This is a genomic window from Bosea sp. F3-2 (genome assembly GCF_008253865.1).
Taxonomy (GTDB): domain Bacteria; phylum Pseudomonadota; class Alphaproteobacteria; order Rhizobiales; family Beijerinckiaceae; genus Allobosea.
The window spans coordinates 6317466-6343673 of the sequence record NZ_CP042331.1 but is presented as its reverse complement, the minus strand read 5'-3'; the positions used below and the strand labels follow the sequence as shown (position 1 = coordinate 6343673).

General features: G+C 66.2%; 25 protein-coding genes. 11 read left to right on the top strand and 14 right to left on the bottom strand.

Annotated features, from left to right (window positions below; genetic code table 11):
- Positions 1–64 precede the first annotated feature (64 nt).
- The 5 genes from FQV39_RS29505 (at position 65) to flaF (ending at position 4423) form a co-directional block, all read left to right on the top strand.
- Positions 65–517, top strand: a complete 453-nt coding sequence (locus FQV39_RS29505) for a flagellar protein FlaG (RefSeq protein WP_149133541.1) — start codon at positions 65–67, stop codon at positions 515–517.
- Positions 518–777: 260 nt separating this feature from the next.
- A complete protein-coding gene (locus FQV39_RS29500; RefSeq protein ID WP_149133540.1) occupies positions 778–2094 on the top strand; it encodes a flagellin N-terminal helical domain-containing protein in 1317 nt (438 codons plus the stop codon).
- Positions 2095–2294: 200 nt separating this feature from the next.
- The gene (locus FQV39_RS29495) at positions 2295–3623 is read left to right on the top strand and encodes a flagellin N-terminal helical domain-containing protein (protein WP_149133539.1); all 1329 of its coding nucleotides are present in this window, start codon (positions 2295–2297) and stop codon (positions 3621–3623) included.
- 52 nt (positions 3624–3675) lie between these two features.
- The gene (gene flbT / locus FQV39_RS29490) at positions 3676–4068 is read left to right on the top strand and encodes a flagellar biosynthesis repressor FlbT (RefSeq protein WP_149133538.1); all 393 of its coding nucleotides are present in this window, start codon (positions 3676–3678) and stop codon (positions 4066–4068) included.
- A complete protein-coding gene (flaF, locus tag FQV39_RS29485) occupies positions 4052–4423 on the top strand; it encodes a flagellar biosynthesis regulator FlaF (RefSeq protein ID WP_149133537.1) in 372 nt (123 codons plus the stop codon). Before flbT ends, flaF begins: the two co-directional genes overlap by 17 nt.
- A 257-nt stretch (positions 4424–4680) precedes the next feature.
- On the opposite strand, the gene FQV39_RS29480 is transcribed toward flaF, so the two are convergent.
- From FQV39_RS29480 to FQV39_RS29445, 8 genes are all read right to left on the bottom strand, one after another.
- Positions 4681–6198, bottom strand: coding sequence for a flagellin (locus tag FQV39_RS29480; RefSeq protein WP_149133536.1), 1518 nt, complete (start codon positions 6196–6198; stop codon positions 4681–4683).
- Between the two features lie 7 nt (positions 6199–6205).
- Complete coding sequence (flgK, locus tag FQV39_RS29475) at positions 6206–8077, bottom strand: flagellar hook-associated protein FlgK (RefSeq protein ID WP_149133535.1); 1872 nt, start codon at positions 8075–8077, stop codon at positions 6206–6208.
- A gap of 172 nt (positions 8078–8249) precedes the next feature.
- Positions 8250–9647, bottom strand: a complete 1398-nt coding sequence (locus FQV39_RS29470) for a flagellar hook protein FlgE (RefSeq protein ID WP_149133534.1) — start codon at positions 9645–9647, stop codon at positions 8250–8252.
- A 175-nt stretch (positions 9648–9822) separates the two neighbouring features.
- A complete protein-coding gene (locus FQV39_RS29465) occupies positions 9823–10833 on the bottom strand; it encodes a YcjF family protein (protein ID WP_149133533.1) in 1011 nt (336 codons plus the stop codon).
- A 27-nt stretch (positions 10834–10860) separates the two neighbouring features.
- The gene (locus tag FQV39_RS29460) at positions 10861–12306 is read right to left on the bottom strand and encodes a YcjX family GTP-binding protein (RefSeq protein WP_149133532.1); all 1446 of its coding nucleotides are present in this window, start codon (positions 12304–12306) and stop codon (positions 10861–10863) included.
- Positions 12307–12319: 13 nt separating this feature from the next.
- Positions 12320–12847, bottom strand: a complete 528-nt coding sequence (locus FQV39_RS29455) for a SixA phosphatase family protein (RefSeq protein ID WP_149133531.1) — start codon at positions 12845–12847, stop codon at positions 12320–12322.
- A 39-nt stretch (positions 12848–12886) separates the two neighbouring features.
- Complete coding sequence (locus FQV39_RS29450) at positions 12887–13111, bottom strand: helix-turn-helix domain-containing protein (RefSeq protein ID WP_149133530.1); 225 nt, start codon at positions 13109–13111, stop codon at positions 12887–12889.
- 9 nt (positions 13112–13120) lie between these two features.
- Entirely contained in the window at positions 13121–13693 is a 573-nt protein-coding gene (locus tag FQV39_RS29445; RefSeq protein ID WP_149133529.1) for a DUF2975 domain-containing protein, read from the bottom strand.
- A gap of 79 nt (positions 13694–13772) precedes the next feature.
- On the opposite strand from FQV39_RS29445, the gene FQV39_RS29440 reads away from it, so the two are divergent.
- Positions 13773–14366, top strand: coding sequence for a hypothetical protein (locus FQV39_RS29440; RefSeq protein ID WP_149133528.1), 594 nt, complete (start codon positions 13773–13775; stop codon positions 14364–14366).
- Between the two features lie 67 nt (positions 14367–14433).
- Here FQV39_RS29440 and FQV39_RS29435 read toward each other — a convergent pair whose 3' ends face one another.
- Entirely contained in the window at positions 14434–15153 is a 720-nt protein-coding gene (locus FQV39_RS29435; RefSeq protein ID WP_149133527.1) for a TetR/AcrR family transcriptional regulator, read from the bottom strand.
- A gap of 104 nt (positions 15154–15257) precedes the next feature.
- Here FQV39_RS29435 and FQV39_RS29430 point away from each other — a divergent pair, with 104 nt between their 5' ends.
- Positions 15258–16511 carry an ABA4-like family protein gene (locus FQV39_RS29430; RefSeq protein ID WP_149133526.1) on the top strand — a complete coding sequence of 418 codons (1254 nt, stop codon included), beginning with the start codon at positions 15258–15260 and terminating at the stop codon, positions 16509–16511.
- Positions 16512–16520: 9 nt separating this feature from the next.
- On the opposite strand, the gene FQV39_RS29425 is transcribed toward FQV39_RS29430, so the two are convergent.
- A complete protein-coding gene (locus tag FQV39_RS29425; protein WP_149133525.1) occupies positions 16521–17366 on the bottom strand; it encodes an AAA family ATPase in 846 nt (281 codons plus the stop codon).
- Positions 17367–17578: 212 nt separating this feature from the next.
- On the opposite strand from FQV39_RS29425, the gene FQV39_RS29420 reads away from it, so the two are divergent.
- Positions 17579–19372 (top strand): cation:proton antiporter domain-containing protein, encoded by a 1794-nt coding sequence (locus FQV39_RS29420; protein ID WP_149133524.1) that lies wholly within the window; start codon positions 17579–17581, stop codon positions 19370–19372.
- Here FQV39_RS29420 and FQV39_RS29415 read toward each other — a convergent pair.
- Together FQV39_RS29415 and FQV39_RS29410 are read right to left on the bottom strand one after the other, a co-directional pair.
- Positions 19308–20411: a glycosyltransferase family 4 protein gene (locus FQV39_RS29415; RefSeq protein WP_149133523.1), complete on the bottom strand. Its 1104-nt coding sequence runs from the start codon at positions 20409–20411 to the stop codon at positions 19308–19310. The genes FQV39_RS29420 and FQV39_RS29415 overlap by 65 nt on opposite strands.
- Positions 20411–21316 carry a UDP-2,3-diacylglucosamine diphosphatase gene (locus tag FQV39_RS29410; RefSeq protein ID WP_149133522.1) on the bottom strand — a complete coding sequence of 302 codons (906 nt, stop codon included), beginning with the start codon at positions 21314–21316 and terminating at the stop codon, positions 20411–20413. Before FQV39_RS29410 ends, FQV39_RS29415 begins: the two co-directional genes overlap by 1 nt.
- A 142-nt stretch (positions 21317–21458) precedes the next feature.
- On the opposite strand from FQV39_RS29410, the gene FQV39_RS29405 reads away from it, so the two are divergent.
- The 3 genes from FQV39_RS29405 to FQV39_RS29395 all read left to right on the top strand — a co-directional run bounded on the left by FQV39_RS29405 (position 21459) and on the right by FQV39_RS29395 (position 24157).
- Positions 21459–22238: an SDR family oxidoreductase gene (locus tag FQV39_RS29405; protein WP_149133521.1), complete on the top strand. Its 780-nt coding sequence runs from the start codon at positions 21459–21461 to the stop codon at positions 22236–22238.
- Positions 22239–22490: 252 nt separating this feature from the next.
- Positions 22491–23414 carry a DMT family transporter gene (locus FQV39_RS29400; RefSeq protein ID WP_149133520.1) on the top strand — a complete coding sequence of 308 codons (924 nt, stop codon included), beginning with the start codon at positions 22491–22493 and terminating at the stop codon, positions 23412–23414.
- A 122-nt stretch (positions 23415–23536) separates the two neighbouring features.
- A complete protein-coding gene (locus FQV39_RS29395) occupies positions 23537–24157 on the top strand; it encodes a helix-turn-helix domain-containing protein (RefSeq protein ID WP_149133519.1) in 621 nt (206 codons plus the stop codon).
- Positions 24158–24217: 60 nt separating this feature from the next.
- On the opposite strand, the gene FQV39_RS29390 is transcribed toward FQV39_RS29395, so the two are convergent.
- Together FQV39_RS29390 and FQV39_RS29385 are read right to left on the bottom strand one after the other, a co-directional pair.
- On the bottom strand, positions 24218–24640 hold the full coding sequence (locus FQV39_RS29390; protein ID WP_149133518.1) for a hypothetical protein: 423 nt from the start codon (positions 24638–24640) through the stop codon (positions 24218–24220).
- Between the two features lie 404 nt (positions 24641–25044).
- Positions 25045–25884: a dienelactone hydrolase family protein gene (locus FQV39_RS29385; protein ID WP_187640119.1), complete on the bottom strand. Its 840-nt coding sequence runs from the start codon at positions 25882–25884 to the stop codon at positions 25045–25047.
- Between the last annotated feature and the right edge of the window lie 324 nt (positions 25885–26208).

The following is a 26208-nucleotide window of genomic DNA, read 5'->3' as shown; positions in this document are numbered from 1 at the left end:
CCTGTTTCCGGCGACCGACGAAACCGGCGCGGCGGCGCCGTGAGCGGCTCCAGAAGGAGTGGTCATGGAATTCGGCAACGCACCCAGGATCGTGGCGCCGACCGCTGCGCCGCCGGTCACCCGCTCCGACGTCACCGCCCAGCCGGGCAGCGTCGCCGTCGACCTTCCGCCCGAGAAGACCGTTCAGTCCGCTTCCGCCGGCGCAGCCGTCAACGTCGAGGTCCGCGCGCAGGCTCGCGACGCGCAGAGCCGCGCCGATGGCGAACGCCGCGCCTTTACCAACGATCAGAATGGCCGCGCTGCCAACCGCACGGTCGACGAGACCGTGGAGCGCAAGCTCGTCATCGACCCGCAGACCCGGGCGATCGTCCTGCAGAAGAAGGATCGCGAGACGGGCGAGACGATCTCGCAGCTGCCCGACGAGCTCCTGCTGAAGCTGCGCGCCTATTCCCGCGAACTCAGCGAGCGGGCGCGCGAGGCCGAGGAAGAGCGCCACCTGGTCGAGCGCACGGCCTGACGTCTCCCCCTTCCATTCCAGCTACCCTCGGCATATCGCCCGCGCCCCCCGCGCGGGCGCTTTTTCGTCGGCGCACCGCCTCCCGTTCCGGAGTTCCGCGACCATTAGCGCCTGCTTAACCATGGTCCGACGCGCCCCGCCTCGCGCTCAATTTGCGGAGGGAAATTTACCGGTTGTTACGGGCTGGCGCTCCACGGTCGCCCCGTCCTGGCCAGAACGGCCCGGGCGCCAGAAGGCATCCTACCAGAAGGTAAAAACAGATGGCCGTCTCTCTCAATGCGGGCGTGCGCAACGCGCTCTCGTCGCTGCAGTCGATCACCGCCCAGGCCCAGGCTTCCCAGTTCAAGCTGGCGACGGGCAAGAAGGTCAACACTGCGGTCGACAGCCCCGTCAACTACTTCACCGCCGCTTCGCTCAATGACCGCTCCAGCCAGCTCACCGGCTTGCTCGACGGCATGTCGAACGGCATCCAGACCATCCAGGCCGCTTCCAAGGGCATCGACGGCATCACCAAGCTGGTGAGCTCGCTGCAGTCGACCATCAAGCAGGCGCAGTCGGACGCGGCCCAGAACCGCCCGACTAAGGCCGGCACCGCGCTGGCGACCGCGGCCGAGCAGGTCGCGACCTCGAAGAGCCTGAAGGACATCGCGCTGGACAAGAAGGTCGTCGGCGCTGACGCCATCGCCGATGCGGCAACCGCCACCAGCTCGGGCGACTTGGGCATCATCAACACCGACACCAACCTGGCGATCTCGATCACCGCCGGCAGCACGACCTATACGGCGGGCCTCAGCTCGGCCAACGCGACGGTTCGTGACGTCGTCAACGAGATCAACAAGTCCGGCATCGCGACCGCCTTCGTCGACGAGAAGGGCCAGCTCAACGTCAAGGGCACGGGCTCGGACGACGTGCAGTTCGGTATCGGTGCGGACACAAGCGCCCCACTCGCCCTCACGGACGCGGCCGCCGGTGGCGCCAACGTCGCCTTCGGCTTCCTCGCCGCCGATGCCACCGCTGGCGGCGCGATCAAGGGGCAGAGCATCACCTCGGCGGTGCGCTCGAACCTGATCGACCAGTACAACGACCTGCGTAACAAGATCGACGATCTCGCCAAGGACTCGAGCTTCAACGGCATCAACCTGCTGAAGGGCGACCGTCTCTCGATCCAGTTCAACGAGAAAGCCGGCAAGAACCAGACCAAGCTCGACATCCAGGGTTCGGACGTCACCTCCGACAACCTCGGTATCGCGCAGGCGACCAACACCAAGACCACCGGCCAGATCAATTTCCAGAACGACACTGACCTCGAATCCGCGACCAAGGCCCTCACCGGCGCCCTGACCTCGCTGAAGTCGCTGTCCTCGACCTTCGGCGCGAACCTCTCGGTCGCCCAGACCCGTCAGGACTTCACCAAGGACATGGCGGACGTGCTGAGCACGGGCGCCTCGAACCTGGTGAATGTCGACGCCAACTCGGAAGCCGCCAACCTGCTCGCGCTGCAGACCCGTCAGCAGCTCTCGCAGACGGCGCTCTCGCTCTCGAACCAGAGCGACCAGGCGGTCCTGCGCCTGTTCTGATCTTCGGTCCGCAGAAGCGGATCAACCCGCAGAATGCGGGGCGAAGTCAAAGGGCGGCGGAGCTTCGGCTCCGCCGCTTTTCGTTTGGGCGCGGTAACGAGAACAGTGTCCTGATTAACTTTTTGTTATCCCTAACAAGGGATGATCTCCCCTGAAATCAGGTTGCATCGCGCCGGAGTCGCGCGTTCAGGGGACCGAAGATGGCCAACACGATCCTTTCCAGCGGCGTGCGCAACAACCTGTTGACGCTGCAGCAGACCACGGCCCAGCAGAGCGTCATCCAGAACCGCCTCGCCACCGGCAAGAAGGTCAATTCGGCAATCGACAACCCGGTCAACTACTTCACCGCCCTATCGCTGAATGATCGCTCCAGCCAGCTCACCGGCTTACTCGATGGTATCTCGAACGGCATTCAGACCATCCAGGCCGCCTCCAAGGGCATCGACGGCATCACCAAGCTCGTCCAGTCGCTGCAATCGACGGTGAAGCAGGCCCAGGCCGACGCCGCTCAGAACCGCCCGACCAAGGCCGGCGGGGCTCTCGCCACTGCGGCCGAACAGGTCACGACGTCGAAGAGCCTGAAGGACATCGCGCTCGACAAGCGCGTCATCGACGTCGCCGGCGGCACCGCCGGCGCGGCCGATGCCGCGACCGCCACCAGCCCCGGTGACCTGGGTCTCACCAACACGACTCTGGCGATCTCGATCACCAGCGGCAGCAACACCTATACGGCTTCGTTCAGCTCGGCCAACGCCACGGTTCGTGACGTCGTCAACGAGATCAACAAGTCGGGCATCGCCACCGCCTTCGTCGATGAGAAGGGTCAGCTCAACGTCAAGGGCGCCGGCTCGGAAGACGTGCAGTTCGGTATCGGCTCGGGCGCGGCCGGCCCGGCGGCCATCACCGACGCAGCGGCCGGTGGCGCCAACGTCGCCTTCGGCTTCCTCGCCGCCGATGCCACCGCTGGCGGCGCGATCAAGGGTCAGAGCATCACCTCGGCCGTGCGCTCCAACCTCATCCAGCAGTACAACGACCTGCGCACGCAGATCGATCAGCTGGCCAAGGATTCGAGCTTCAACGGCATCAACCTGCTGCAGGGCGATCGTCTCTCGATCCAGTTCAACGAGAAGACCGGCAAGAACCAGACCAAGCTCGACATCCAGGGCTCGACGCTGACCGCCGACAATCTCGGCATCAGCCAGGCGATCAACACCCAGCTCGCCGGCTTCATCAACTTCCAGAACGACGCTGACCTGGACAAGGCTACCGCCTCGCTGACCGGCGCGCTCACGTCGCTGAAATCGCTGGCCTCGACGCTGGGCTCGAACCTCTCGGTCGCGCAGACCCGGCAGGACTTCACCAAAGAGCTGGCAAACGTTCTCACCACCGGCGCGGGCAACCTCGTCCTCGCTGACCCGAACGAGGAAGGCGCGAGCCTGCTCGCCCTCAACACCCGCCAGCAGCTCTCGCAGACGGCGCTCTCGTTGGCGAACCAGGCCGACCAGGGCGTCCTGCGCCTGTTCGGCTGACGCCTTCAGGTTCGGTTCGCCGCCCTCCCCTCCGCCAGAAGGCAGGACAGACATGGCTCTCAAGGTCGAGCTCAAGCCGCGCGAACGGATCATCATCGGTCAGGTGGTGATCCGCAACGACGAGCAGCGCACCCGCTTCTTCATCGAAGGCGACGCGCCGATCCTGCGTGAGAAGGACATCCTGACCGCCGCGACCGCGGACAGCCCGGCCAAGAAGATCTACTTCGCCATCCAGCTCATGTATCTGGCGCAGGATCCCACGCATCAGCACGAGGTCTTCTTCCAGCTCGTGCGCGATTTCGTCCAGGCCGCTCCCAGCGCTCTGCCGCATGTTCACGAGATCAATAACCGCATCTTAAGCGGAGATCTCTATAAAGCTCTCAAGGCAGCCAAGAAGCTGATCGCCTATGAAGCGGAACTGATCGAGCATGCAAAACGGGTTTAACGCCTACGCCGCCGCCGCCAAGACAGCCCAATCCGTCGTTTCACCCCGCGAGCTCGAAGCCTCCCTCCTGATCAAGGCCGCCACCCGGCTGCAGGCCGTCGCCGACGACTGGAGCACGCGCGAGCGCGAACTCGACGACGCGCTGACCTATAACCGCCGGCTCTGGACCCTGCTCGTCTCGGCCGTGATCGCCGAGGACAACCCGCTGCCGGTCGGCATCAAGACCAACATTCTCGGCCTCGGCAATTTCATCTTCAATCATACCTTCAAGCTCGCGGCCGATCCGCAGCCGCAGGGCCTCGGCGTCCTCGTCAACATCAACCGCGATATCGCCGCCGGGCTGCGCGGACGCTGACGCTCCGCTCGAACCGATCTCCGGCTCCCCAAGCTGTAAGCGTGCTGAGTTTACACGGAACCACGCGGGTCATCCCGGGCTTGACCCGGGATCCATGCCAGAGCGTTTCCGATCAAGGTTCAGGCATGGATCCCGGCTCTCCGCTTCGCTCCGGCCGGGATGACCCGCGTAGTTCTGTGTAAAATCAGCACACTCTAAGCAACAACGCCGCCCTCACAGGGGCGGCGTTCTTGTTTTCAATGCGCGAACGTACCGCCTCAGAGGAAGTTCGTCAGCGACAGCTTCGAGAGCATCGAGGTCACCTGGTAGCTCGCCTGCAGCTGCGTCTGCAGCGCCAGAATCTGCGTCGCGACCTCCTCGGTCGAGACGTTCTCGACGCCTGACAGCGTCGTCGTCAGATAGTCCTTGGTGCTCTGATGGCGCGCCTTGGCGCTGGCGAGCGCCGTCTGGGCCGAGCCGAGCTCGGTGATGATCTCGGCCGGCTTCTGGGTGTTACCCCCGAAGCCGAGCTTCTCGCTGACGCGCGACGTCATCGCCTCGTAGCGCGCCTGCGAGTTCGTGTCGCCGGCCGGGAAATTCTCGGCCGCCATGATCGCGAACTGGGCGAGGCCGACGCGGAACGCCTCCTCGTTCGCCCGAGTGCCCGTCCCCACCGCCTGTCCCTGGTCGACCTGAACCGTCGCGGTGCTGCGCGCCGGGTCGGAGCCGTCATCGCCGCGATACCAGATCACAGTCGTCGCCGCGGCACCGGCATTGCTCGGCGGCAGGGTCGCCGTGTCGAAGGGCGGTCCCGGCACGCGCTTGGGCGGATTGTTGAGGCTGCCCGCAAAGAAATCCTGCGCCGCGACCTGCGAGGAAGCAGCCGAGAGTGTCGTCTTCGCCTCCTTGCCGAGGGCCGCGTTGATCGAGTTGCGCAGATTGGCCGCCGTGGCGTTGGGATCGGCGCCGATCTCGAAGGAATCGGTGTCCGAGCCGGTCGTCCCCGTGGCGCGGGCCGTCAGGACGATGTCCTCCTGCGTCCCGTCCGGCAGGTTGAGCTTGAGCCGCACCGTGTCGCCCGCCACCGGCTGCGACGCGACATTGACCGAGACATCCGCCGGCGGCCCGGGGTTGAAGGTCGTCGCCAGCGCGGCCGAGCTCCCGGAAATGCCGGCAATCTTGAAGCCATAGGGATGGACGGTCGCCTCTTCGGCGATGGTCGCGGTCGTGCCGGCGCCGCCGGCCGTCAGCCGCCCGAGCCCGGAACCGAGATCGGCCTGCCGGCGCTCGTCAATCAGTTGCTTCAGCCCGGCCTTGCCGGCGCCATCACCGTCCATGATCTCGTCGAAGCCGGCCGCCGGCTGGGTATCCGAGGTCTTGCCGGAGAAGAGATAGCGGCCATTGACCGCGATGTTCAGCAGGTCGAGGGATTGCTTGAACTTCTCCTCCGCCAGAACCTGCGGCGAGGACCGGCCGCTGGCGCTCGGCACATAGCTGTTGGAGCGCGTATCGTTGCGCGTCTCGCTGGTGAGCTTGGCGAAGTTCTCGACCGAGGTCGTCTGCAGCTTCACATTGACATTGCTGAGCTCGATGCCGCTGAGCCAGGAGTCGAGGGTCGAGATCTTGGCGTTGAGATCGAGGCTGACGCGCCGGTCGATGCCGAGATCGCCATAGCTCGTGCTGCGCTGCTTCGTGTCGAGCTGGCGCTGGAGATCGTCGAACTGCGCGCGGGTCGAGACGAACTCGTTGGGCTTGGCCGCGCGATAGGCACCGGTTCCATAAGCGGTGATGGTCATGGCGGGCTCACACTCTCAGCAGCACGTCCATCATCTCCTTCACGGTGGAGATGATGCGGGCATTGGCGGCGTAGGCGGTCTGCAGCTCGATCAGCATCGACATTTCCTGGTCGACATTGACCTGCGCGGTTTCCTGGAAGCGGCTCTGGATCGAAGCGAGCGCGACCTGCTGGCCTTCATCGAGGCGCTTGGCGGCCTCGACTGCCTGTCCCTGGGACGAGACCACGCGCTGAACGAAATTGGCGATCGTCGTGTTCGAGGTCGCGCCGTTCCCGTCGAGGCCGACGGCGTTGGTGAAGGAACGCTGGCTCTGGGTCAGCCGGTCCAGCATCAGCTTGGGCCGGGTTGTGTCGCCCTGCGCCGTCGCGGGCGAGGTGTTGTAGACGGCGAGCAGCGAGCGATCCGCGACGAGCGCCGGATTGACCGCGATCCGCGCGGCGTAGCCGACGGTCTGCGAGCCGCCCTCGCAAGAGCCGGTGAAGGGGGTACCGGCCGAGCCGTCGACGAAGAAGGGCAGCTCCGCTGTGCCGCCGGCCGAGGACAGCGCCGTGTTGGTCGGCCGCGAGGTCAGGCCGATCACGTCGCGCGTGCCGGCCGCCCCATCATCGACGATGCGCAGGGTCGAGCCGGTGTTGGAGACGGTGAAGCCGGGGCCGACAGCCACCTGGATCTGCGCCGCGACCGAAGCCGGGCCGCCGGAGAAGTCGATGCCGATCACGCGGTTGTTGGCATCGCCGCCAGCCGAGGCCGGCAACGGCAGCGAAGCGGCGGAATCGACGCGAACGAAAGTGAAGCGCTGGGTCTGACCGCCCGGCGTCACCTTGTAGTCGAGCGTCACCGTATTGCCGGATTGCAGCGCGGTCAGGTCGACGTCGAAACCGGACGCCGCGCCCGCCGTCACCGCGGTACCGGCGATCTCGCGATCCGAGAGCGCCTTCGACATCTGGGCGGCGATCTCGTCGAGCTGGGCCTGCGCCTGCACCAGCGTCTTGTCGCGCAATTCGATGTTCGCGGCGATCTCGCCCGAACGGAAGATGCGGTTCGCGATCGCGTCCGAGACGTTCCCGGACGAGTCCTTCATCGTGATCGTGCCGACGCCGCGCTTCGCCGGGTCGATGTTCCACTGATCGTCCGCGCCGAGCCCGCTATGCTCGTCGAAGCCGAAGGTGACGGAGGGCTGGCCGTCGAAGAGCTGCGTGCCCGATCCGGTGACGACCGAGACCGAGCCCCGCGCATCCTCCGTCGTCTTGATGTCGACGTATTGCGAGAGCTCGGACAGGATCAGATCGCGCTGATCCTTCAGAGTGGCCGTCGAGCTGTCGTTCGGCGCCGCGACAATGCGGGAGTTGACCTTGGTCAGCGCGCCGAGCAGATCGTTGACCTTGGTGACGGCATTGGCAATGCCGTTTTCGGCCTGGGCGCGCAGGGCCTGCACGCCGTTCGAGAGCGTGTTGAGCTGCCGGGCCAGCTGCGTCGCATTGTCGATCACCTGCGAGCGCAGGCTGTAGGAGGACGGGTCGTTCTGCAGCGACTGCAGCGCGCTGGTGAACTGGCTGAAGATCGTGTCGAGCGCGGTCGCGCTGCCCGGTGCGCCATAGAGCTTGTCGAGGTTCGACAGCGCGCTCGCCCGCGTCGAGGTGTAGGCGGCGCCCGAGGCTTCCTGCCAGAGCTGATGCTGGACGATCTTGTCGAGCAGACGCTGGACCTGCGTGTTCTGCACGCCGATCGTGAGTCCCGACAGGCTGTCGGCCGTCGACACCGACCGCCGGACATAGCCCGTCGTCCCCGCATTGGCGACGTTCTGCGAGACGACGCCGATGCCGACCTGCGTGGCGCTGAGCCCGCCGATCGCCGTATTGAGGGAAGTACTCAGACCCATCGCCAACTCCTGTCGCTAGAGCACGCGCCGATCTGACTGCGTTGCAGTCAGATCGGAGAACGCGTTCTCTCACTTAAGGTTAGAGACGGATCCCGATCAGGTTGATTCAACCTGATCGGGATCCGGCTCTAGCCGCGGCCCTTCTGGGCCGCTCTCAACCCGGATGCGCTGCTCAGCGGATGATGTTGAACACGGAGGTCAGCATCTCCTGCGCGGTGGTGATGACCTTGGTGTTGGCCGAATAGGCCTGCTGGGTGACGATCATCTTCGAGAACTCGTCGGCGATGTCCGTGTTGGACTGCTCGACCGAGCCGCCGACGAGCTGCGACGTGCCGAGGCCGATGATCGGCGCGCCGGATTCGATCGTCTCCTCGAAGGCGCCGCCGTCGAGCCGCTTCAGGGCGTTGTCCGCGTTGAAGCGCGCCACCGAAAGCTGCGCGAGCGCCACGACCTGGCCGTTGCTGAAGGTGCCGATCACCTGCCCCTCGGCCGAGACCGAGACGCGATCCAGCGTGCCGGCGGTATAGCCGTCCTGGCGGATGCTGCGGGCGTCGATCTGGCCGCTGACGTCGCCGTTCTGCGTCAGGCCGTTGCCGCCGGTCGTCACGTTGATGCCGGTGATCGTCGTGCCTGCGATCGTCATCGTCGGCAGCGCAATGTTGCCGCCGGCCGGAGCCGTCATCTGGCCGGTCGCATCGAAGGTGATCGAGGCGTTGGCATTGCGATAGGCGACGGCGGCGCCGGTCGCCCCGGTGTTCTCGGCAACGAACAGGTTCCAGGTGTCGACCGTGGCCGGCGGGCCGGCCGAGGCATTCGTGGTCTTGGCCCAGCGCAGCTCCACGCTGGTTGCCTTGCCGAGCGTATCGTAGACCGTCACCGACCCACCCGGGATCGATTGGCTGAGGAAGTTCGTCACGTCGCTGCCGATGACGAGGCCGGTACCGCCCTGGGTGGTCGAGAGCGGATTGGAGGTGAAGCCGGTCGGGTTCAGCAGCTCCGAGCCCGGAATGGTGCTGTCGGCTTTGTTGGTCTTCGGATAGGCCGGGATGTTGGCGCGATACTCGATCGAAGTCGTCGCCTTGGCCGGGAACTGGTCCTTCGTGATACGCAGCACATCCGGCTGCGTGCCGATCAGTTGCCCGGTCACCTGGTCGATCTTCAGGCCCTTGAGGTAGTAGCCCGCGCCGTTGACCAGATAGCCGTTGGCGTCGAAATCGAAATCGCCGCGGCGGGTGTAGAGATTCTGGTTGGCGAACTGCGTGCTGGCGCCGACGCCGCTCGCGCGCTGGTCGACGACGAAGAAGCCGTCGCCGTTGATCGCGACGTTGGTGTCGATGCGGGTCGGGTTGAGGTCACCCTGGATCGAGTTGGTCGACTGGCTGTAGGCCGCGACCGAGCCGGCGATCTGGCGATTGAGCGCCGCATCCGGCACCAGATCGGCGAAGGTCGTGTCGACCCGCTTGTAGCCGGTGGTCCGCGAATTGGCGATGTTTCCGGAGATGTTCTCGAGCGCATAGGACTGCGCCGTCATCCCCGAAACCGCTGTTGTCAGCGCACTGAAAACACCCATGGAACCCTCACCTCGACCGGCGCCCCCCAAGGGCAGCCCACAACTCGAGGCGTGATCTGCATGGCGCATGCCATGCGGGTGTTCTTTTTATTTCAGTGAGTTAGATCGTTTATGAAGCGTTTTCTGGCAGTCCTGACCAGGCAGATTCGCCTGAGGCCGGCAGAATCTGCCGGGCTCAGGCCTCAGCGTCCTTGGCAGCGCGCCACGAAGCTAAATCGCTCGCGACCTCGGCGAGTGTCGGCGGCTTTGCCTCGACGAAGGGCAGTGGCCGGCAGACCTCGAGCGCAGCAAGCCCGATGCGGGCGGTCAGCATGCCGTTGATCACGCCCTCGCCGAGCTTGGCCGAGAGCCGCGCTGCGAGCCCCTGCCCGACAATCTGCTGAATCACCGCATCACCCGCCGCGATGCCACCGGTCAGGACGAGATGGTTCATGACCTGCCTCGCCAGCCTGAGCAGGCCGAGCGTGCCGGGCCGTCCCGCATAGATGCCGGCGATCGAACGCAGCAGGCGGGCGCAGGCGACCAGCACGAAGATGACATCGACCAGCGCACGCGGGCTGACCGCCGTGACCAGTGAGACGCGCCGCGCTGCCTGCGCAATCTGCGCCTGCGCCATCTCATCGAGCGGCACGAGCAGGCTGCGCTCCGCCACCGTCAGCATGTCGCGCGCCGCGAAGAGCTGCGGCAGCGCCTCCTGCAACGCCGCCCGGCCCTGTGCCGTCTGTGTCCGGCCCTTGTAGAGTCCAACGAGTTCCTCGGTGATCGCCCGGCCCTCGTCCGGGGTCCCGCCCGCAAGCGCCAGCGTCGCGCGCTCGCGCAGGGCCTCGACCTTGCGTTCGCGCAGGATGTCGCGCAGCACCCGCGCCAGCATGACGAAAAGCGCCAGCGCGGCGATGCCGGCGCAGACGAGCGCCGCATAGCCGAGCACCGGATTCTGATTCATCAGCGCGGCGATCGTGTTCTCGACCCAGACCCCGGCCGCCAGCGCCAGGAAGCCGGAGAGCCCCGCGACGAACAGCGAGCCCCAGGAGAAGCCGCGCCTGGCCTTCGGAGCGGACACCGGCGCAATGTCGTCGATTGGCTCGCTCTCCGGCAGGATCGCGACATCGCCCCGCCGGATCGGGTCCCCCACAACCTCCTCCTGCCCCGGATGGTCGAGGCGGATCGCGCGCGGTGCCTTGGTCATGGCCGGAATCTGCTCACCACAGCCTCCTCATGCCAGCCTGTCGCCGATCAGGAATTCCAGCGCGCGGTCGAGGCGGATCTGCGGCGGCGGCTTCGATCGCCCGCCCGCATCCGGCTCGACCAGCGGCGGCCGGAAGCGCGGCGCCCTCACCTGCCAATGCGCCTTCGGGTCGAAGATCGCCTCCGGCCGCTCCGGCAGCTCGCCCGGGAAGATCGCTGCTTCGGCGATGCCATCGAAGACCTGTCCGTCGATCTCCTCGCCCGCTTCCGGCACGCCGGCGATGGCCGGCAGCTCCTCGCGGCCCTGCTTGATGCGAACCTCATGCGTCGCGCGCACCGCGGCGAACGCCATCGCCTCCACCTTCGCCCCGGCTCCCTGCGCCCGCGAAGCCGCCCGCCCGACCAGATGCGACATCACCGCCGCCAGCCGGTCATGGCTGCTGTGGTGGATATGGTCGGCCTTGGTCGCAGCGAACAGCACCCGCTCGATGCGCGGCGCGAACAGGCTCGAAAGCCAGGAGTTGCGGCCGACCGAGAAGGCCGCGAGCGCCTGGCCCAGCGCGGTTTCGAGATCGGCCAGCGCCGGAGCACCCGCGTCGAGTGCAGCCAGCACGTCGACCAGAACGATCTGCCGGTCGAGCCGGGCGAAGTGATCGCGAAAGAACGGGGTGACGACGACGCGCTTGTAGGCCTCGAAACGCTCCGCCATCAGGCCGGCCAGCGTGCCGGGCTTCGGCTCACGGTCATGGCCGAGATCGAGCGGCGCGAAGGTCAGCGCCGGCGAGCCCTCGAGATCGCCCGGCATCAGGAAGCGCCCCGGCGGCGTCACCGCCACCGCCTCGGGATCGGCCCGCAGTCTCGCCAGATAGCTCTTGAACAGGTCGCTCGCCGCCTCGGCCACGAGTTCGTCCGGTGGCCCCTCCGGATCGCGCGCCGACATGTCGGCGAGCCAGGCCTCGGCGGCGGCGCGCCGATGGGCCTTGCGCGCATCGGCCACGGCCTGCGCCGACCATGTCTTGTAGTCCTGTCCGATCAGGGCGAGGTCGAGCAGCCATTCGCCGGGGTAATCGACAATATCGAGCGTCAGCGTCGCCGGGCCCTTGAACCAGCCGGAGGCGCGCTCGTAATCGATCTCGACGCGCAGCTCCGCGATGCGCTTTGTCGAGTCCGGCCAGCGCCTGTCGGCCCCTGCCATCGCGGCGCGATGCGCCTCGTAAGGGAAACGCGGCACGTCGGGATCGGGCTGCGGCACCAGCCGCACGCGCGCGATCCGTCCTTGGGATGCCGCCTTCAGCACCGGCAGCTTCGCGCCTTCCATCAGATTCTGGATCAGTGCCGTGGTGAAGACCGTCTTGCCTGAGCGCGACAGGCCGGTGACGCCGATGCGCAGACGCGGCCGCGCCAGCCCGAGCAGGCTGTCGCCGAAGGCGAGTGCCGCGTTGCGGGCGCTGTCGAGATAGGAAGTGTCGCTCACGACGACGACAGACTCACTCGTCCGGTCCCTCGCCAAGCGAGGCTGGGGTAACGAAGCGGTCAAGCCTTCCGCCCCGCTCGGCCACGTCGCGCCAGTCGTCGACGGCGAAGTCGAGCACGGCAAGGCCGCAGGTCGGGTATTTCTGGCTCATCCGCGCCGCCGCGTAGCGGTCGCCATGACCGGTCAGAAGCGTCGCGAGTTCGAGGAAGCCAGGGTTGTGGCCGACCATCAGCAGGGTGCGGACATCGCCTTCGATGTCCTGCACGACGTCGAGGAGGCGCCCCACCTTGGCCTCGTAGATGCGCGCCTCGTACTGCGTCGCGGGCTTCTCCGGCAGCATCGGCGCCACCAGCTCCCAGGTCTCCACCGTGCGCTTGGCAGGCGAGATCAGCACGAGGTCCGGCAGCAGCAGCTCATCGGCGAGGTAGCGCCCCATCGCGGGAGCAGCCTCCCGCCCGCGCGCGGCGAGCGGTCGGTCGCGGTCGGCCACCCCGGCGGGCCATTGGGACTTGGCGTGGCGCAGAAGCATGAGGCGTCGCATAGGGAGAACCTAGCGATGCCGTCGATGATTTGCGAGGGGTCAATCGCCCTCGACTTCCTCTCCCGGCTCATAGCGCAGCAGATCGCCCGGCTGGCATTGCAGCACGGCGCAGATGCGCGACAGCGTATCGAAGCGCATGCCGCGCACCTTTCCCGATTTCAGCTGCGAGACCTGCTGCTCGGTCAGGCCGATCCGCTGGGCGAGTTCCTTCGAGCGCATCTTGCGACGCGCCAGCATGACATCGAGTTCGACGACGACGGGCATGGCGCCGGCTTACACGAAACTTTGATTCTCGTCCGACAGCCGGATCGCCTCCCGCAGCACGAGGCCGAAGGCGATGAGCGTGGCTCCGGCAGCGAGCGCGGCGAAGATGCCGGGATCGAGCATGACCGCGATGTGCCTTTGCCCTTCGGGGTTGTCGAAAGTCAGCGCCATGCTTTGCGCCGTGCGGACGATCGGCGTCGCGGCACCGAAGCCAGCCAGAAGCCAGCCGACGCGCAGCAGCCCGGCGGCATTCTCCTCGACCAGAACCCTGCCCTCGCCGAAAGCCCGAAACAGGCTCCCCAGCCGCAGCATCGCCAGGACGAAGAGCGCGGCCGGGATCCAGGCGAGAGCAAACGCCGCCCGGTACCCTCTCGCCGAGGAGGCGAGAGGAGCATTGCCGAGCCCGATCGTGCTCCGGGCGTGACGGGCGAGCGCTTCCGCATCGGTCCACAGCCAGAGGAGGCCGAAGAGCATGAGCAATGCTGCGGCATAGCTGAAGGCGCGTGCCCACCGGCTGACCCTGCGCAGGCGGCCGGCCGCTTCCTGAGAAAATGCGGTCACGGGCCGGGACGACATCGGCATGATTATTCCCTCGATTGACAAAATTAAACTAATAGATGAATTTTTGAATGTCAAAGCCAATCAAGCTTGAAGAGTTCCCATGCGTATCGCCCTGCCCGCCAACCTCCTTCTTGCCTGCCTGCTCGCCGGTTGCGGCCATGTCCCGCTGACCTCGCTGCCGAAACTGTCGAAGATCGACGTCAGGACGACGGACCTCGCGCAGCTGCGCGCCGGGATCAGCCTGCCGGCCGATATCCGCCCGCTCCCGGGCGGCGTCACCATGACGATCGTTGCCTTGCCGGAGGATGGCGGCCGTCACGAGCGCAAGGTCGTGCTGGAGGAGGTGCGCGACGCGGCAGAACTCTCCTCCGTGCCGACGCTGGCGGCGCCGGGACGGCGCTTCACACTGTTCAGGCTGAGCTCTGCGGACGCGGCGCGCCTGGGGGCTTTCCGCGAGGAAATGTTCGTCGGGCCGCAGAACAGCGGCAATCGCGGCAGCCTCTCACTCGGCGCAGACAAGGCCTGCCGGCTCGGCGACCTCTCCGGCAAGCCGATCCCGATGACGAGTTATCTGAAGACATCCGAGACGCAGGACTATGTCCTGCTGACTCGCGATGTCGATCTGGGCGAGGCCGTCCGCTCAGTCGACCCCAAGGTCGATCTGGCTACGGCTATTCCGCCATGCAACGCATGATCGAAGCAGCCTTCCTGACCAACGCTCGTCAGCCTCTCGCAGCCGCGGACACCGGGCGCAATCGGCGTCAAGCTTCGCCGGAGGATGCCCGGCCGCGCTTCCTCTGTCGTGTCGGCTCCTTCCCAGCCGAAAGCGCCGACGCCAGCAGCGCAAAGAGCCGCGCCGCGTGCTTGTCCAGAAATGCCTGCCGGCTGTCTTCTGCGGCAAGAAAATCAAGCGCTCCATCGATCAGCAGCGTCGAAAAGCCATGGACGGCTGACCAGGCCAGCAGCACCTCCGGCAGATCGGGGGAGAGGGCCTCGGCCGCGGGCTTCTCCTCCGGAGAACGAGGCGGCGCCAGGCCGCGGCTCAGCCGCACCTCGCGCACCAGGATGCCGAAAGCCCGCGCCGCTGCGGTCCGGAAGGCGGGATCCTGCCGGTCCATCTCGCGCTGGCCGAAGACGACGCGGAAGCGCCCGGGATTGGCGAGCGCCGTCTCGACATAGGCCCGCGCGATTGCCGCAAGCCTGCTACGCCTCTCTGCCTGCGCCGCCGCGACGGCGGCCTCCATCGCCGTCGAGAGATCGTCGAAGCCCAGCGTCGCAATCGCTGTCAGCAAACCGGTCAGGTTGCCGAAATGATGGGCCGGAGCCGCCGGCGAAACCCCTGCCCGCCGGGCGCATTCGCGCAAGGTGAAGCCGCCGAGCCCGCGCTCGGCCAACACCTCTTCCGCCGCCGCGATCATCGCCTGCCGCAAGGCGCCATGGTGGTAGTGCTCGCGTCCGGCTCGGGGCGGCGCTTCGACCATCGGAGACTCCGTCAATCTTAACAACGTCAAAATAATCTTGACGCCGTTAAGATAACGAGTCAGAACCTCCCCGCAACTGAACACTGTCAAGTTTGGAGAGCATCATGCCGCCTTTGACATTGGATGCTGCCTTTTCCGGAGCCAATCTGCTGGCCGTCTGTGGCTGGTTGCTGCTGATCGCCACGCCGCGCTGGCGGGCTGGCCAAGTCATCGCCGGCCTCGCCGTCCCAACCCTGCTATCCGTCAGCTACTTCGTCCTGATCAGCGTGCACTGGCACGAGGCGCGCGGCGGCTTCTCTTCGCTCGCGAACGTCGCCGCTCTCTTCACTTCGCGGCCGCTGCTGCTTGCCGGCTGGGTGCACTACCTCGCCTTCGACCTGCTGATCGGCGCCTGGCTGCTGCGCTGCTCGCAGCGCGAATATGTGCCGCATTGGGCGATGGTGCCCGTCCTCGCTTTGACCTTTCTCTTCGGTCCGATCGGCTATCTGCTCTATCGCCTCGTCGCGACAAGCCGGGACGTCGTTTCGGAGGACCGGATTCCACGCTTCCTTGCGCGACTGCCGGCGCCGTTCCGCGCCCTGGAATGGGAGCCTCGGCTCACTGCAGCCGCGATCGCCATGACGCTGCTCATCATCCCGACGGCGCTTGCCTACGCCGTCGATCCGCGCCTCTTCAACGGCGACAATGTCTGGCTCAAGCCGCTGAAGTTCGAGATCTCGATCGCGATCTACCTCTTCTCCTTCGCGCTGCTTCTGCCGCTGACCGGAGAAGCCTTCCAGCGCTCGCGGCTCGGCCGTTTCACGGTCTGGCCGGTGATCGCCCTGCTCTTCTTCGAGCTCGTCTACATCGCCTGGCGCGCCTCGCGCGGGGAAGCGTCCCACTACAACCGGGACGGCCTGGTCGCCATCATCCTCTACGCAGCGATGGGGGTCGCTGCCGTGCTGTTCACCGCCGCGAGCGGCATCCTCGCCTATGGCCTCGCCCGCAAGGACGCAGCGCCTCTGCCACCGGCTCTGCGCCGCTCGCTCGTCCTCGGCCTCGCCTTGACCAGCGTTCTCGGCATCCTCTCCGGCGCCGTCCTGAGTGCGGCCGGCGGGCACACGGTCGGAGCACCGGCGGCTTCGGCTGCCGTCGTCCCTTTCTTCGGCTGGTCGCTGACCGCGGGAGACCTGCGCCTCGCCCATTTCCTGGCGTTGCACGCAATGCAGAACGTGCCGGCCTTCGCACTCTTGGCCGCGCTGCTGGGCAAGGCGGCAGCGCCGCGTGCCATCGACGCCTTCGCGCTCGTCTATGGCTGCGTGACGGCAGCGGCGCTGATCGCAGCGCTCAATGCCCGTCCCCTCCTCGGCGTCGGCTGACGCCGCCCCTCAGCGGCTCTCGCGCCGCGCCATGAAGGCGAGCTTCTCGAACAGCGAGACGTCCTGCTCGTTCTTGAGCAGCGCCCCATGCAGCGGCGGGATCAGCTTGCGCGGATCGCGCTCGCGCAGCACCTCCGGCCCGATATCCTCGGCGACGAGCAGCTTCAGCCAGTCGAGCAGTTCCGAGGTCGAGGGCTTCTTCTTGATGCCGGGCACCTCGCGCACCTCGAAGAACAGGCGCAGCGCCTCCTCCATCAGCCGCTTCTTGATGCCGGGGAAATGCACCTCGACGATCGCCTGCATCGTCTCGGCGTTGGGGAAGCGGATGTAATGGAAGAAGCAGCGACGCAGGAACGCGTCCGGCAGCTCCTTCTCGTTGTTGGAGGTGATGATCATCACCGGCCGCTGCGCTGCCTTGATGGTTTCGCCCGTCTCGTAGACGTGGAACTCCATGCGGTCGAGCTCGAGCAGGAGGTCGTTCGGGAACTCGATATCGGCCTTGTCGATCTCGTCGATCAGCAGCACCGGCCTGACCGGCGAGGCGAAAGCCTCCCAGAGCTTGCCGCGCTTGATGTAGTTGGCGATGTCCGAGACCCTGCTGTCGCCGAGCTGGCTGTCGCGCAGGCGGCTGACCGCATCGTATTCGTAGAGACCCTGCTGCGCCTTGGTCGTCGACTTGATGTGCCAGGTGATGAGCGGCGCCCCGAGCGCGGCTGCCACCTCCTCCGCCAGCACGGTCTTGCCGGTTCCCGGCTCCCCCTTCACCAGCAGCGGGCGCTCCAACCGGATCGCGGCATTGACCGCAACGGTGAGGTCCTCGGTCGCGACATAGTTCTCGGTGCCGGAAAAGCGCATGGACAGTCCTTCTGATCGAGCTGCGGACGCTATCCCATCCCGATCGATGGCGGAAACCGCTTTTCGAGCGACGACCTGAGCCTTCTTGCCTAAGGGCTCGGCAGGTAAGGCAAAATTCTCCCCGCCATAGCGATTCCAAGGTTGTGTTGCGCCGCCGCGAAACGCAAGAATTGCCGGACCATTTCTACTCATTCGAATCGCAGGGTCGCCCTTTGGCCGGAACAGTCGATCCCTCCGTCTACAAGGATGCCGTCGTCGTGCTCGCGACGGCGGGCGTGATCGTGCCGCTCGCCAAGAGCCTCCGGGTCAACTCGATCATCGCCTTCGTCGCCTGCGGCGCCCTGCTCGGCCCCTATGGCCTGGGCGGTCTCGCAGCCAAGCTTCCGCTGCTGAGCACGATCACCGTCTCGAAAGCGGAGGCCCTGGCCGGCCCGGCCGAGCTCGGCGTCGCCTTCCTCCTCTTCGTCATCGGGCTCGAGCTGTCCTTCGAGCGCCTGATGACGATGAAACGCCTCGTCTTCGGCCTCGGCCTTGGCCAGGTCGGTCTCAGCGCCGCGATTATCGGCCTTGTCGCCTTTGCAGTCGGCCAGCCTGCGGCGGCAGCCCTCATCATCGGCTTCGGCCTCGCCCTCTCCTCGACCGCAATGGTCGTCGAGCTGCTCGCCGCCAAGAAGCGGATGACGACCTCGGCTGGCCGCACCAGCTTTGCGATCCTGCTCTGCCAGGATCTCGCCGTCATCCCGCTGCTTTTCCTGATCAGCGTGCTCGACGCGCAGAACGGCTCAGGCTCGCTGCTTGTGGGCCTGGCGCAGGCCTTCATCCAGGCCTTCGCCGCCATCGCCACCATCATCGTCATCGGCCGGCTGGCGCTGCGCCCGCTCTTCCGCCTCGTCGCCTCGACCGAGTCGGCCGAGAGCTTCATGGCGGCAACGCTTTTGACCGCGCTCGGCACCGGGCTGATCGCCGCTGCGGCGGGCCTCTCGATGGGGCTGGGCGCCTTCATCGCCGGGCTGTTGCTTGCCGAAACGGAGTTCCGCCGCGCCATCGAAGTCACCATCGACCCGTTCAAGTCGCTGCTGATCGGCGTCTTCTTCCTCACCGTCGGTATGGGCGTGAACCCGGCCGAGATCGCGGCCAATCCCGGCACCATCCTCGCCGTTGCCGCCGGGCTGGTGCTGGCCAAGGCCGCGATCATCTTCATCCTCGCCCGCCGCTTCAGGCTGTCGGCCGCGGCCGCGCTCGAAACCGCGATCATGGTCGCGCCGGGCGGGGAATTCGCCTTCGTCCTGCTCAATGCCGCGGCGGGCACCGGTCTTATCGGTCATCGGGCAACCAGCATCGCGCTCGCCGCCGTGTCGCTGACCATGGTCGCGCTGCCGCTCCTTGCCAGGATCGCTCGGAATCTCGCGCAGAAGCTGGCGCCGCCCGTGATCCTGCCAGACGAGGCGACTGTCCCGCCTCCGGCCGACCATGCCCCGCGCGCCATCGTCGTCGGCGGCGGGCGCGTTGGCCGGCTCGTGGCCTCGATGCTCGACGAGCACAGCAAGTCCCACATCGTCATCGATTCGGATGCCGCACTGATCACCGCCCAGCGCCGAGCCGGCCGCCCGGCCTTCTACGGCGATGCGAGCAAGCCGGAGTTCCTGCGGCTCTGCGGCCTGGAGGAAGCGACGGCCCTGATCGTGACGATCGACAATGCGCGCGCCGTCGACGCCATCGTCCAGGCCGCGCGCACGCTGAGGCCCGATATCGTCATCGTCGCCCGCGCCCGCGATGCAGCCCATGCCCGCCATCTCTACGAGATCGGCGTGAACGATGCCGTGCCTGAGACGATCGAAGCGAGCCTGCAATTGTCGGAGGCGGCGCTGGTCGGTCTCGGTGTGCCGATGGGCCTCGTCATCGCCTCGGTCCACGAGCGGCGCGACGGTTTCCGCGCCCAGCTCAAGCCGGCAGGCGCTGCGAAAGCCCCCGCCCTTCCGCGCCACGCCCGCTCGCGAAGGCTGTGAAGCCGGTAGCTCCCGCTTCGCGCGGCAGGTAGCCGGCCTGCTGCGCCACCCGCCTGATATGCCCGTAGAACTGCGCCGCGCTGCTCGTCCAGCTGTATCGGGCAGCCAGCTCAAGGCAAGTCTCGTGCGGCACCCTGAGCGCCTGCATCGCCGCGCTGCGCAGGTCCTCGTCGAGCACGGCCGCGCCGCTGCCGACGAAGACGTCGCGCGGCCCCTGCACGGGGAAGGCCGCGACCGGCAGGCCGCTCGCCGCCGCTTCCAGCAGCACGATGCCGAAGGTGTCGGTCAGGCTCGGGAAGACGAAGACGTCCGAAGAGGCGTAGATCGCCGCCAGCTCCTCGCCTTCCTTCACGCCGAGGAAATGCACGTCGGGATAGGCGCGCTGCAGGTCGGCCCGCGCCGGCCCGTCGCCGACCACGACCTTGCTGCCCGGCAGCCGCAGCGGCAGGAAGGCTTCGAGGTTCTTTTCCACCGCCACGCGCCCGACGCTGAGGAAGATCGGCCGCGGCAGATCGAGCACGCTCTGCGGGCGCGGATGAAACAGGCCAAGATCGACGCCCCGCCCCCAGCGCACCAGATTCTGGAAGCCATGCTGGCGCAGTTCGTCCTCCACCGTCGCGGTGGAGACCATTACCGCGGCAGCAGGGTCATGGAAGCGGCGCAGCAGCCGGTAGCTCCAGCTCTCCGGAATCGGCCAGCGAGCGGCGATGTATTGCGGGAAGCGCGTATGATAGCTGGTCGTGAACGGGCGCTTCTGGGCCAGGCAGACGGCCCGCGTCAGCCAGCCGATCGGTCCTTCCGTCGCGATATGGATATGGTCCGGCCCGAATTCGGCGATCCGCGCCGCAAGCGCGCGGCGCGTCGCCAGGGCCAGGCGGATATCCGGATAGCTCGGCAGGCCGATCTGATGGAAGCCCTCCGGCGTCAGCGCCTGCGCGGTCACGCCGAAATCCGGCGCCGCCGCGATCATCCGCTCCAGCGAGCGCACGACCCCGTTGATCTGCGGGCGCCAGGCGTCGGTCGCAACGAGGACGCGCATCAGCGCGCCTTCCGCTCGGCCGCTTCCGGCTGAACGCCGAGAACGCGCGCCAACTCGAAAGGCCGGAGCTTGCCTCGGGCTGCCTCGACCAGTTCCGGCACGGCGACAGGACGGGTCGGCACGACGACCGGCACCGCCGTTTCGCCCTTCAGGCGGCCCTGCGGCCAGCGGATCAGCTCGAAATGCCCGTCATGGTGCTCGACGAAGGCCGTGCAGCTTTCGACCCAGTCGCCCGTGTTTATATAGGTCAGTCCCTCGATCTCGCGATAGGCGGCATGGTGGATGTGGCCGCAGATCACGCCGTCGGCATTGTGCCGGCGCGCTTCGCTGGCGAGGCAGGTCTCGAACTCGCCGATATAGTTCACGGCGTTCTTGACCTTGTGCTTGGCCCAGGCCGAGAGCGACCAGTGCGGCAGCTGCAGCCCGCGGCGCACCTTGTTGAGCCCCATATTGAGCGCAAGCGCGACCGTGTAGGCCCAGTCGCCGAGCAGGGCGAGCCATTTGGCGTTGCGCACCACGAGGTCGAACAGGTCGCCATGGATGACGAGCAGGCGCTTGCCATCCGCCGTCTCATGGACGATCTCGTCGACCAGCGTGATGCCGCCGAACTGCAACCCGGTAAAGTCGCGCAGGAAATCATCGTGATTTCCGGTGACATAGATCAGCTTCGAGCCCTTGCGCACCTTGCGCAGCAGCTTCTGGACCACGTCGTTATGCGTCTGCGGGAAGTACCAGCCGCTCTTCAGCCGCCAGCCATCGATGATATCGCCGACGAGATAGATCGTCGGCGCATCATAGGCGCGCAGGAATTCCAGGACGAGATCGGCCTGTGCCCCACGCGTCCCCAGATGCAGATCCGAGATGAAGATGCTGCGAACCTGCTTCGCGTCGTCCTCGTCGGCCATTCCGGAGAGCCCCCGCTGTTGCGATGCTCCGGGCGTGTGTCTGATTTGCGTTGCGCTTTGATGACGGCGCGGCCAATCCATGATCAGGCTTGCCGACAGGCGCCCGCGTGATGGCAGCTTGCTGAGTTTACCGAGGAACGTGATGGATCTTGGAATTTCGGGCCGCACGGCCATCGTCTGCGCCTCCAGCAAGGGGCTCGGCCGCGGCTGCGCCGAGGCCCTGGCGGAAGCCGGCTGCACCGTCGTGATCAACGGCCGCGATGCCGCAACCCTGGAAACGACCGCCAGCGAGATCCGTGCCAAAACCGGCGCGACCGTCATCGCCGTGGTCGCCGATGTCTCGACCAAGGCCGGGCAGGATGCCCTGCTGGCGGCGGCGCCCAACCCCGACATCCTCGTCAACAACAATGGCGGCCCGCCGCCGAAGCCCTTCCGCCAGGTGACGCGTGAAGGCCTGCTCGAAGGCGTCGTGCAGAACATGGCAACGCCGCTGGAACTGGTTCAGCGCGTCATCGACGGCATGATCGAGCGCGGCTTCGGCCGCATCATCAACATCACCTCGGCGAGCGTCGTCACGCCGCTGACCGGCCTTGACGTCTCTTCGGCCGCGCGCGCCGGCCTCACCGCCTTCCTCTCCGGCGTCGCCCGCGAGGTCGCGCATGCCAATGTCACCATCAACAACATCCTGCCGGGCGTGTTCGACACCGACCGGATCAAGACCGCGACCAGCAAGGTCGCCGAAATGCAGGGCATCAGCATCGAGGAAGCGGCAAAGCGGCGGCTCGCTTCGGTCCCGGCCGGCCGCCTCGGCACGCCGGACGAATTCGGCAAGCTCTGCGCCTTCCTCGCCAGCGCCCATGCCGGCTATCTCACCGGCCAGAATTTCCTGATCGACGGCGGCGCCTTCCGCGGCACGTTCTGAGTTCGACAGGCCGCCTGCCGGCCGCGTACCGTCATTGCGAGCGAAGCGAAGCAATCCAGGGGGACTGGGCTGAATCGTTCAGCCTCGCGGCCTGGATTGCTTCGTCGCTTCGCTCCTCGCAATGACGTCTTGCCCCCCACGCCTGCAGCGTGGCGGGGTTGCAGAGTTCACGCTTCGCCGCCCCGCTTCGGCATGGTCTAAGGAGGAACGGTTTCGGCCGAAACCGTTCCTGCCCTCCCGTCGCGCGCTCCGTTGTCTCCTCTTCTCGGCATCACCCTCAAGCTGATCTCGGCGCTGGCGTTCACGCTGATGTCGGCCGGCATCAAGTCGATCTCGACGCGCTATCCGACGGGCGAAATCGTCTTCATCCGTTCCTTCTTCGCGATGATTCCGCTGCTCATCTGGCTGGCTTGGCGCACCGAGCTGCCGGCGGCACTGAAGACCAGCAATCTGCGCGGCCATCTCAAGCGCGGCATCATGGGCTCGACCGGCATGTTCTGCGGCTTTGCGGCCCTGCAGTTCCTGCCGCTCTCCGAGGCGGTCGCCATCGGCTATGCCGCGCCGCTCGCCGTGGTGGTGCTCGCCGCGCTCGTGCTCAAGGAGAAGGTGCGCATCTATCGCTGGACAGCGGTGATGATCGGCTTCATCGGCGTGCTGATCATGCTCTCGCCGCATCTCGGCGCCGGCAGCCATCCGGTCGGCAGCAACGCTGCGATCGGCGCGGCGCTGGGCCTTGCCGGCGCGTTCTGCTCCGCCTTCGCCTCGGTTGAGGTCCGGCTCCTCACCCAGACCGAGCGCACCGGCGCCATCGTCTTCTACTTCATGTTGCTGACCAGCCTGCTCGGCCTCTCGACCATCCTGCTCGGCTGGAACATGCCCGATCTCAAGGATGCGGCGCTGATGGTCGTCATCGGCATCCTCGGCGGGCTCGGCCAGATCCTGATCGTGCAGGCGTACCGCTATGGCGACGCCTCGCTGATCGCGCCCTTCGAATACTCGACCATGCTCTGGGCGGTGGCGATCGGCTGGATCTGGTTCGGCGAGTGGCCGGCGACGGCGATCCTGATCGGCGCCTTCATCGTCATCACCTCCGGCATCTATGTGATCCTGCGCGAGCACCAGCTCGGCCTCGCCCGGCGCGAGCAGCGCGAGGTCGGCCCCAGCCGCATCACCTGAGAGCGGACACGGACCTTCTGTCGCGGATGGCCCGGTCTCTCGCCGGCCTTCGGGCATTGTTCGCTTGTTCAAACGATCGTCCGCCGTTACAAACGACTTCACAGTCGAAAGGGGCCGAATTCATGGGAATCGAGACGAAAGAGCGCGGCGGGCGGGAGCTTGAATCCGGGGCTCAGGTGATCTCGGGCCAGCTCGGCAAGACCATCCAGCGCCTGCGCAAGGCCTATAACTTCTCGCTCTCGGACCTCGCCGAGCAGTCGGGCGTCGCCAAGTCGATCATCAGCCAGATCGAGCGCAACGAGACCAACCCGACGCTGGCGACGATCTGGCGGCTTTCGCAGGCGCTCGACATCTCGATCGAGCGCGTCCTCTCCAGCGGCGAGGAAGAGCCCTTCATCGAGAAGACCACGCGCGCCGACACGCCGATCCTGGTCTCGGAAGACGGCAAGCTGCGCCTCGGCATCATCGGCTGGATCAAGACGGTCGAATGGCTGCAATGGTACGACGTCTCCGCCGAACCCGGCGGCGAGCTCGACTCCGAAGGGCACCAGCGCGGCTCGATCGAGTCGCTCTCGGTCACGGCCGGCGAGTTCGAAGTCGAGGTCGGCGACATCATCCAGCGCGCCAAGGCCGGCGAGACGCTGCGCTATCGCTGCGACCGCCGTCACGTCGTCCGCTGCGTCGGCAACGAGCCCGGCCATGCCCTGATGGTCTGCATCCTCAAGGCGGCAGTGATGGAGTAGGCGCCGGCGAGCGGTCGATGAGACCGCTTCCGGATTGTCCTCTCCGACGCGACAAGGGCTTCAATAGTATCGGCCGTAATAGTAGCGCGGGCCATAGTATCCGCGACGCCAGCCATAATAGCGGGGCGCGTAGTAAACCGGCCGCACATAGTAGCGCGGGCCATAATAGAGCCGCGGACGATAGTAACCATAGCCATAAGCTGGATAGCCATAGGCTGGATAGCCATATCCGTAACCATAGCCATAGGCCGGATAACCATATCCATAACCGTAGGCCGGGGCTGTTGCTGCCGCAGTGAGCAAGCCTCCCAGGAGCGCCCCGCCGATGAGCCCGGCCGCAACGGCACCGCCGCCGCAGCAGCCACGATGATAATATCCGCCGCGATATCCCCAACCGCCCCCGCGCCAATATTGCGCGTTGGCGGCTCCGATACTGCCGGTCATGATCAAAGCGGCAGTGGCCAGGGTTGCGAGTTTCCTCATGACAACCTCCACCAATGGTGGTGGCGCTGCATGACAAGGGCAGTTCCCAAGAACGATGTCCCGCCCACGCCGGCCTGCGCGCAACTGCGCTTCAGCTATCCCTGGCAGAAGCGCAGCCTGCGGCCGGCGCTGCCGCGCCAACCGTCTCCGATGCCGAGAACCTTACACGCGATCTCGATACGATGCAGCAATCCCGATCTTCGGCGGGACGGCGATGGCCCGAGGAGATTGCCAGCCTCCTATCCTCCCTATTTGCGTCCGCACGCCCCGGCCGGCCTCGCCGATGGCGGCTCTGTCGCGTCGAAACCCATCCAAGCGGAACTGCCGGATTACGACCCTTAGCGGGCATTGCCCACGAATACTCGGATGGCGGGTTCACAGCCCGCCCCGCCCTTTGAAGTAGGCTATCTAGCCAATTCCTGCTCAAGGAAGTCGCGAAGTTCGGATGTCGCGCGCTTGCTCGCCCCCTCGTCAAATTTGCTCCAGTGCCCGTAGATTTGACGTGGCTCTACGAAACCGGGGAAATTGAATGAGTGGTACACTCCTGGGAAAACGGTGAGGCTCAGCGGGGCGGGCCCGCCGACTTGGCGCCGGGCGGCTGCTTCACAGTTAGATGCGAGAGTCCAATCGTCCCTGTCACCGATGAGAATGAGTGTTGGGATGACCAAGCGCTCGGTAAGGATTTCGCAAGGCGGGTAGTATGTTGCGGCCGCCTTGAACCTGAGTTCATCGGGCATTTCATAGAGTGTCTTATGCGACTGCATCGCAATCCTGAGCGCTACCCCACCTCCATGCGAATAGCCCACGACAGCAATCCGAGTTGGATCAACGAAGGGGAGCTTTGACAGGTAGAACAACGCTCCGAATGCGTCCTCGATCCGAGGCGCCATGTCACGTCGTTCCGGCACGCAGGCGTCTTTCATACCTCGCGGGGTAAAACTGTCCGGCGCCAGCACAACGTAGCCCCAGTCGCGGATTGCTTCGGCCTCGCGTCGATGGAACGTGCTCAACCCACCGCAACCATGTAGCAGAACGATTGCCGGGTGCCTGCCTTCTCCCGCTGGCTTCGAGAGATACCCCGTGATCACAAGCCCCGGAGAACTCTCGACACTTTCTCCCCGAGCCGTGGCCCGCGCCTTCTGGAAATCGCTCAGGCGATAGGTGATCGAGGGGAACTGAACGACCTCCTCAGCATGCGAATTTGTCGTTAGCCCGAGAAGCAGCATCGTTAGGATGGCGAGCATGGCTCGCTTTGGAGACGAAGGCATATGCGAACCTCCCAGCATTCAACCTGTCACGTCGAAAGAGATGCAACAATGGCCTATGGGTAAGCGCTCTAAGCGTCAGCAAACGACCCAACTCGGACGTTGGAATGGTCCGCTTTCCAGCTCGATCTCAGCCATGTAGCGCCCGTATCACCTGCGCGCCGAGGTCGACCGCTATGCGACGCTGAAGGCGACGGGGTGAACACCAAGGGACAATAGCCGGCGCACTTTGCCGGGGACTAGCCTGCAAAGGTACGGAGCTTCCCCAGTGGGACGCCCCGCAGAATGCAGTGAGTGCAATCG

Coding starts and splice junctions, on each gene's coding strand:
- FQV39_RS29505 (WP_149133541.1), top strand. CDS start 65: ATGGAATTCGGCAACGCACCCAGGATCGTGGCGCCGACCGCTGCGCCG.
- FQV39_RS29500 (WP_149133540.1), top strand. CDS start 778: ATGGCCGTCTCTCTCAATGCGGGCGTGCGCAACGCGCTCTCGTCGCTG.
- FQV39_RS29495 (WP_149133539.1), top strand. CDS start 2,295: ATGGCCAACACGATCCTTTCCAGCGGCGTGCGCAACAACCTGTTGACG.
- flbT (WP_149133538.1), top strand. CDS start 3,676: ATGGCTCTCAAGGTCGAGCTCAAGCCGCGCGAACGGATCATCATCGGT.
- flaF (WP_149133537.1), top strand. CDS start 4,052: ATGCAAAACGGGTTTAACGCCTACGCCGCCGCCGCCAAGACAGCCCAA.
- FQV39_RS29480 (WP_149133536.1), bottom strand. CDS start 6,198: ATGACCATCACCGCTTATGGAACCGGTGCCTATCGCGCGGCCAAGCCC.
- flgK (WP_149133535.1), bottom strand. CDS start 8,077: ATGGGTCTGAGTACTTCCCTCAATACGGCGATCGGCGGGCTCAGCGCC.
- FQV39_RS29470 (WP_149133534.1), bottom strand. CDS start 9,647: ATGGGTGTTTTCAGTGCGCTGACAACAGCGGTTTCGGGGATGACGGCG.
- FQV39_RS29465 (WP_149133533.1), bottom strand. CDS start 10,833: ATGACCAAGGCACCGCGCGCGATCCGCCTCGACCATCCGGGGCAGGAG.
- FQV39_RS29455 (WP_149133531.1), bottom strand. CDS start 12,847: ATGCGACGCCTCATGCTTCTGCGCCACGCCAAGTCCCAATGGCCCGCC.
- FQV39_RS29450 (WP_149133530.1), bottom strand. CDS start 13,111: ATGCCCGTCGTCGTCGAACTCGATGTCATGCTGGCGCGTCGCAAGATG.
- FQV39_RS29445 (WP_149133529.1), bottom strand. CDS start 13,693: ATGCCGATGTCGTCCCGGCCCGTGACCGCATTTTCTCAGGAAGCGGCC.
- FQV39_RS29440 (WP_149133528.1), top strand. CDS start 13,773: ATGCGTATCGCCCTGCCCGCCAACCTCCTTCTTGCCTGCCTGCTCGCC.
- FQV39_RS29435 (WP_149133527.1), bottom strand. CDS start 15,153: ATGGTCGAAGCGCCGCCCCGAGCCGGACGCGAGCACTACCACCATGGC.
- FQV39_RS29430 (WP_149133526.1), top strand. CDS start 15,258: ATGCCGCCTTTGACATTGGATGCTGCCTTTTCCGGAGCCAATCTGCTG.
- FQV39_RS29425 (WP_149133525.1), bottom strand. CDS start 17,366: ATGCGCTTTTCCGGCACCGAGAACTATGTCGCGACCGAGGACCTCACC.
- FQV39_RS29415 (WP_149133523.1), bottom strand. CDS start 20,411: ATGCGCGTCCTCGTTGCGACCGACGCCTGGCGCCCGCAGATCAACGGG.
- FQV39_RS29410 (WP_149133522.1), bottom strand. CDS start 21,316: ATGGCCGACGAGGACGACGCGAAGCAGGTTCGCAGCATCTTCATCTCG.
- FQV39_RS29405 (WP_149133521.1), top strand. CDS start 21,459: ATGGATCTTGGAATTTCGGGCCGCACGGCCATCGTCTGCGCCTCCAGC.
- FQV39_RS29395 (WP_149133519.1), top strand. CDS start 23,537: ATGGGAATCGAGACGAAAGAGCGCGGCGGGCGGGAGCTTGAATCCGGG.
- FQV39_RS29390 (WP_149133518.1), bottom strand. CDS start 24,640: ATGAGGAAACTCGCAACCCTGGCCACTGCCGCTTTGATCATGACCGGC.
- FQV39_RS29385 (WP_187640119.1), bottom strand. CDS start 25,884: ATGCTCGCCATCCTAACGATGCTGCTTCTCGGGCTAACGACAAATTCG.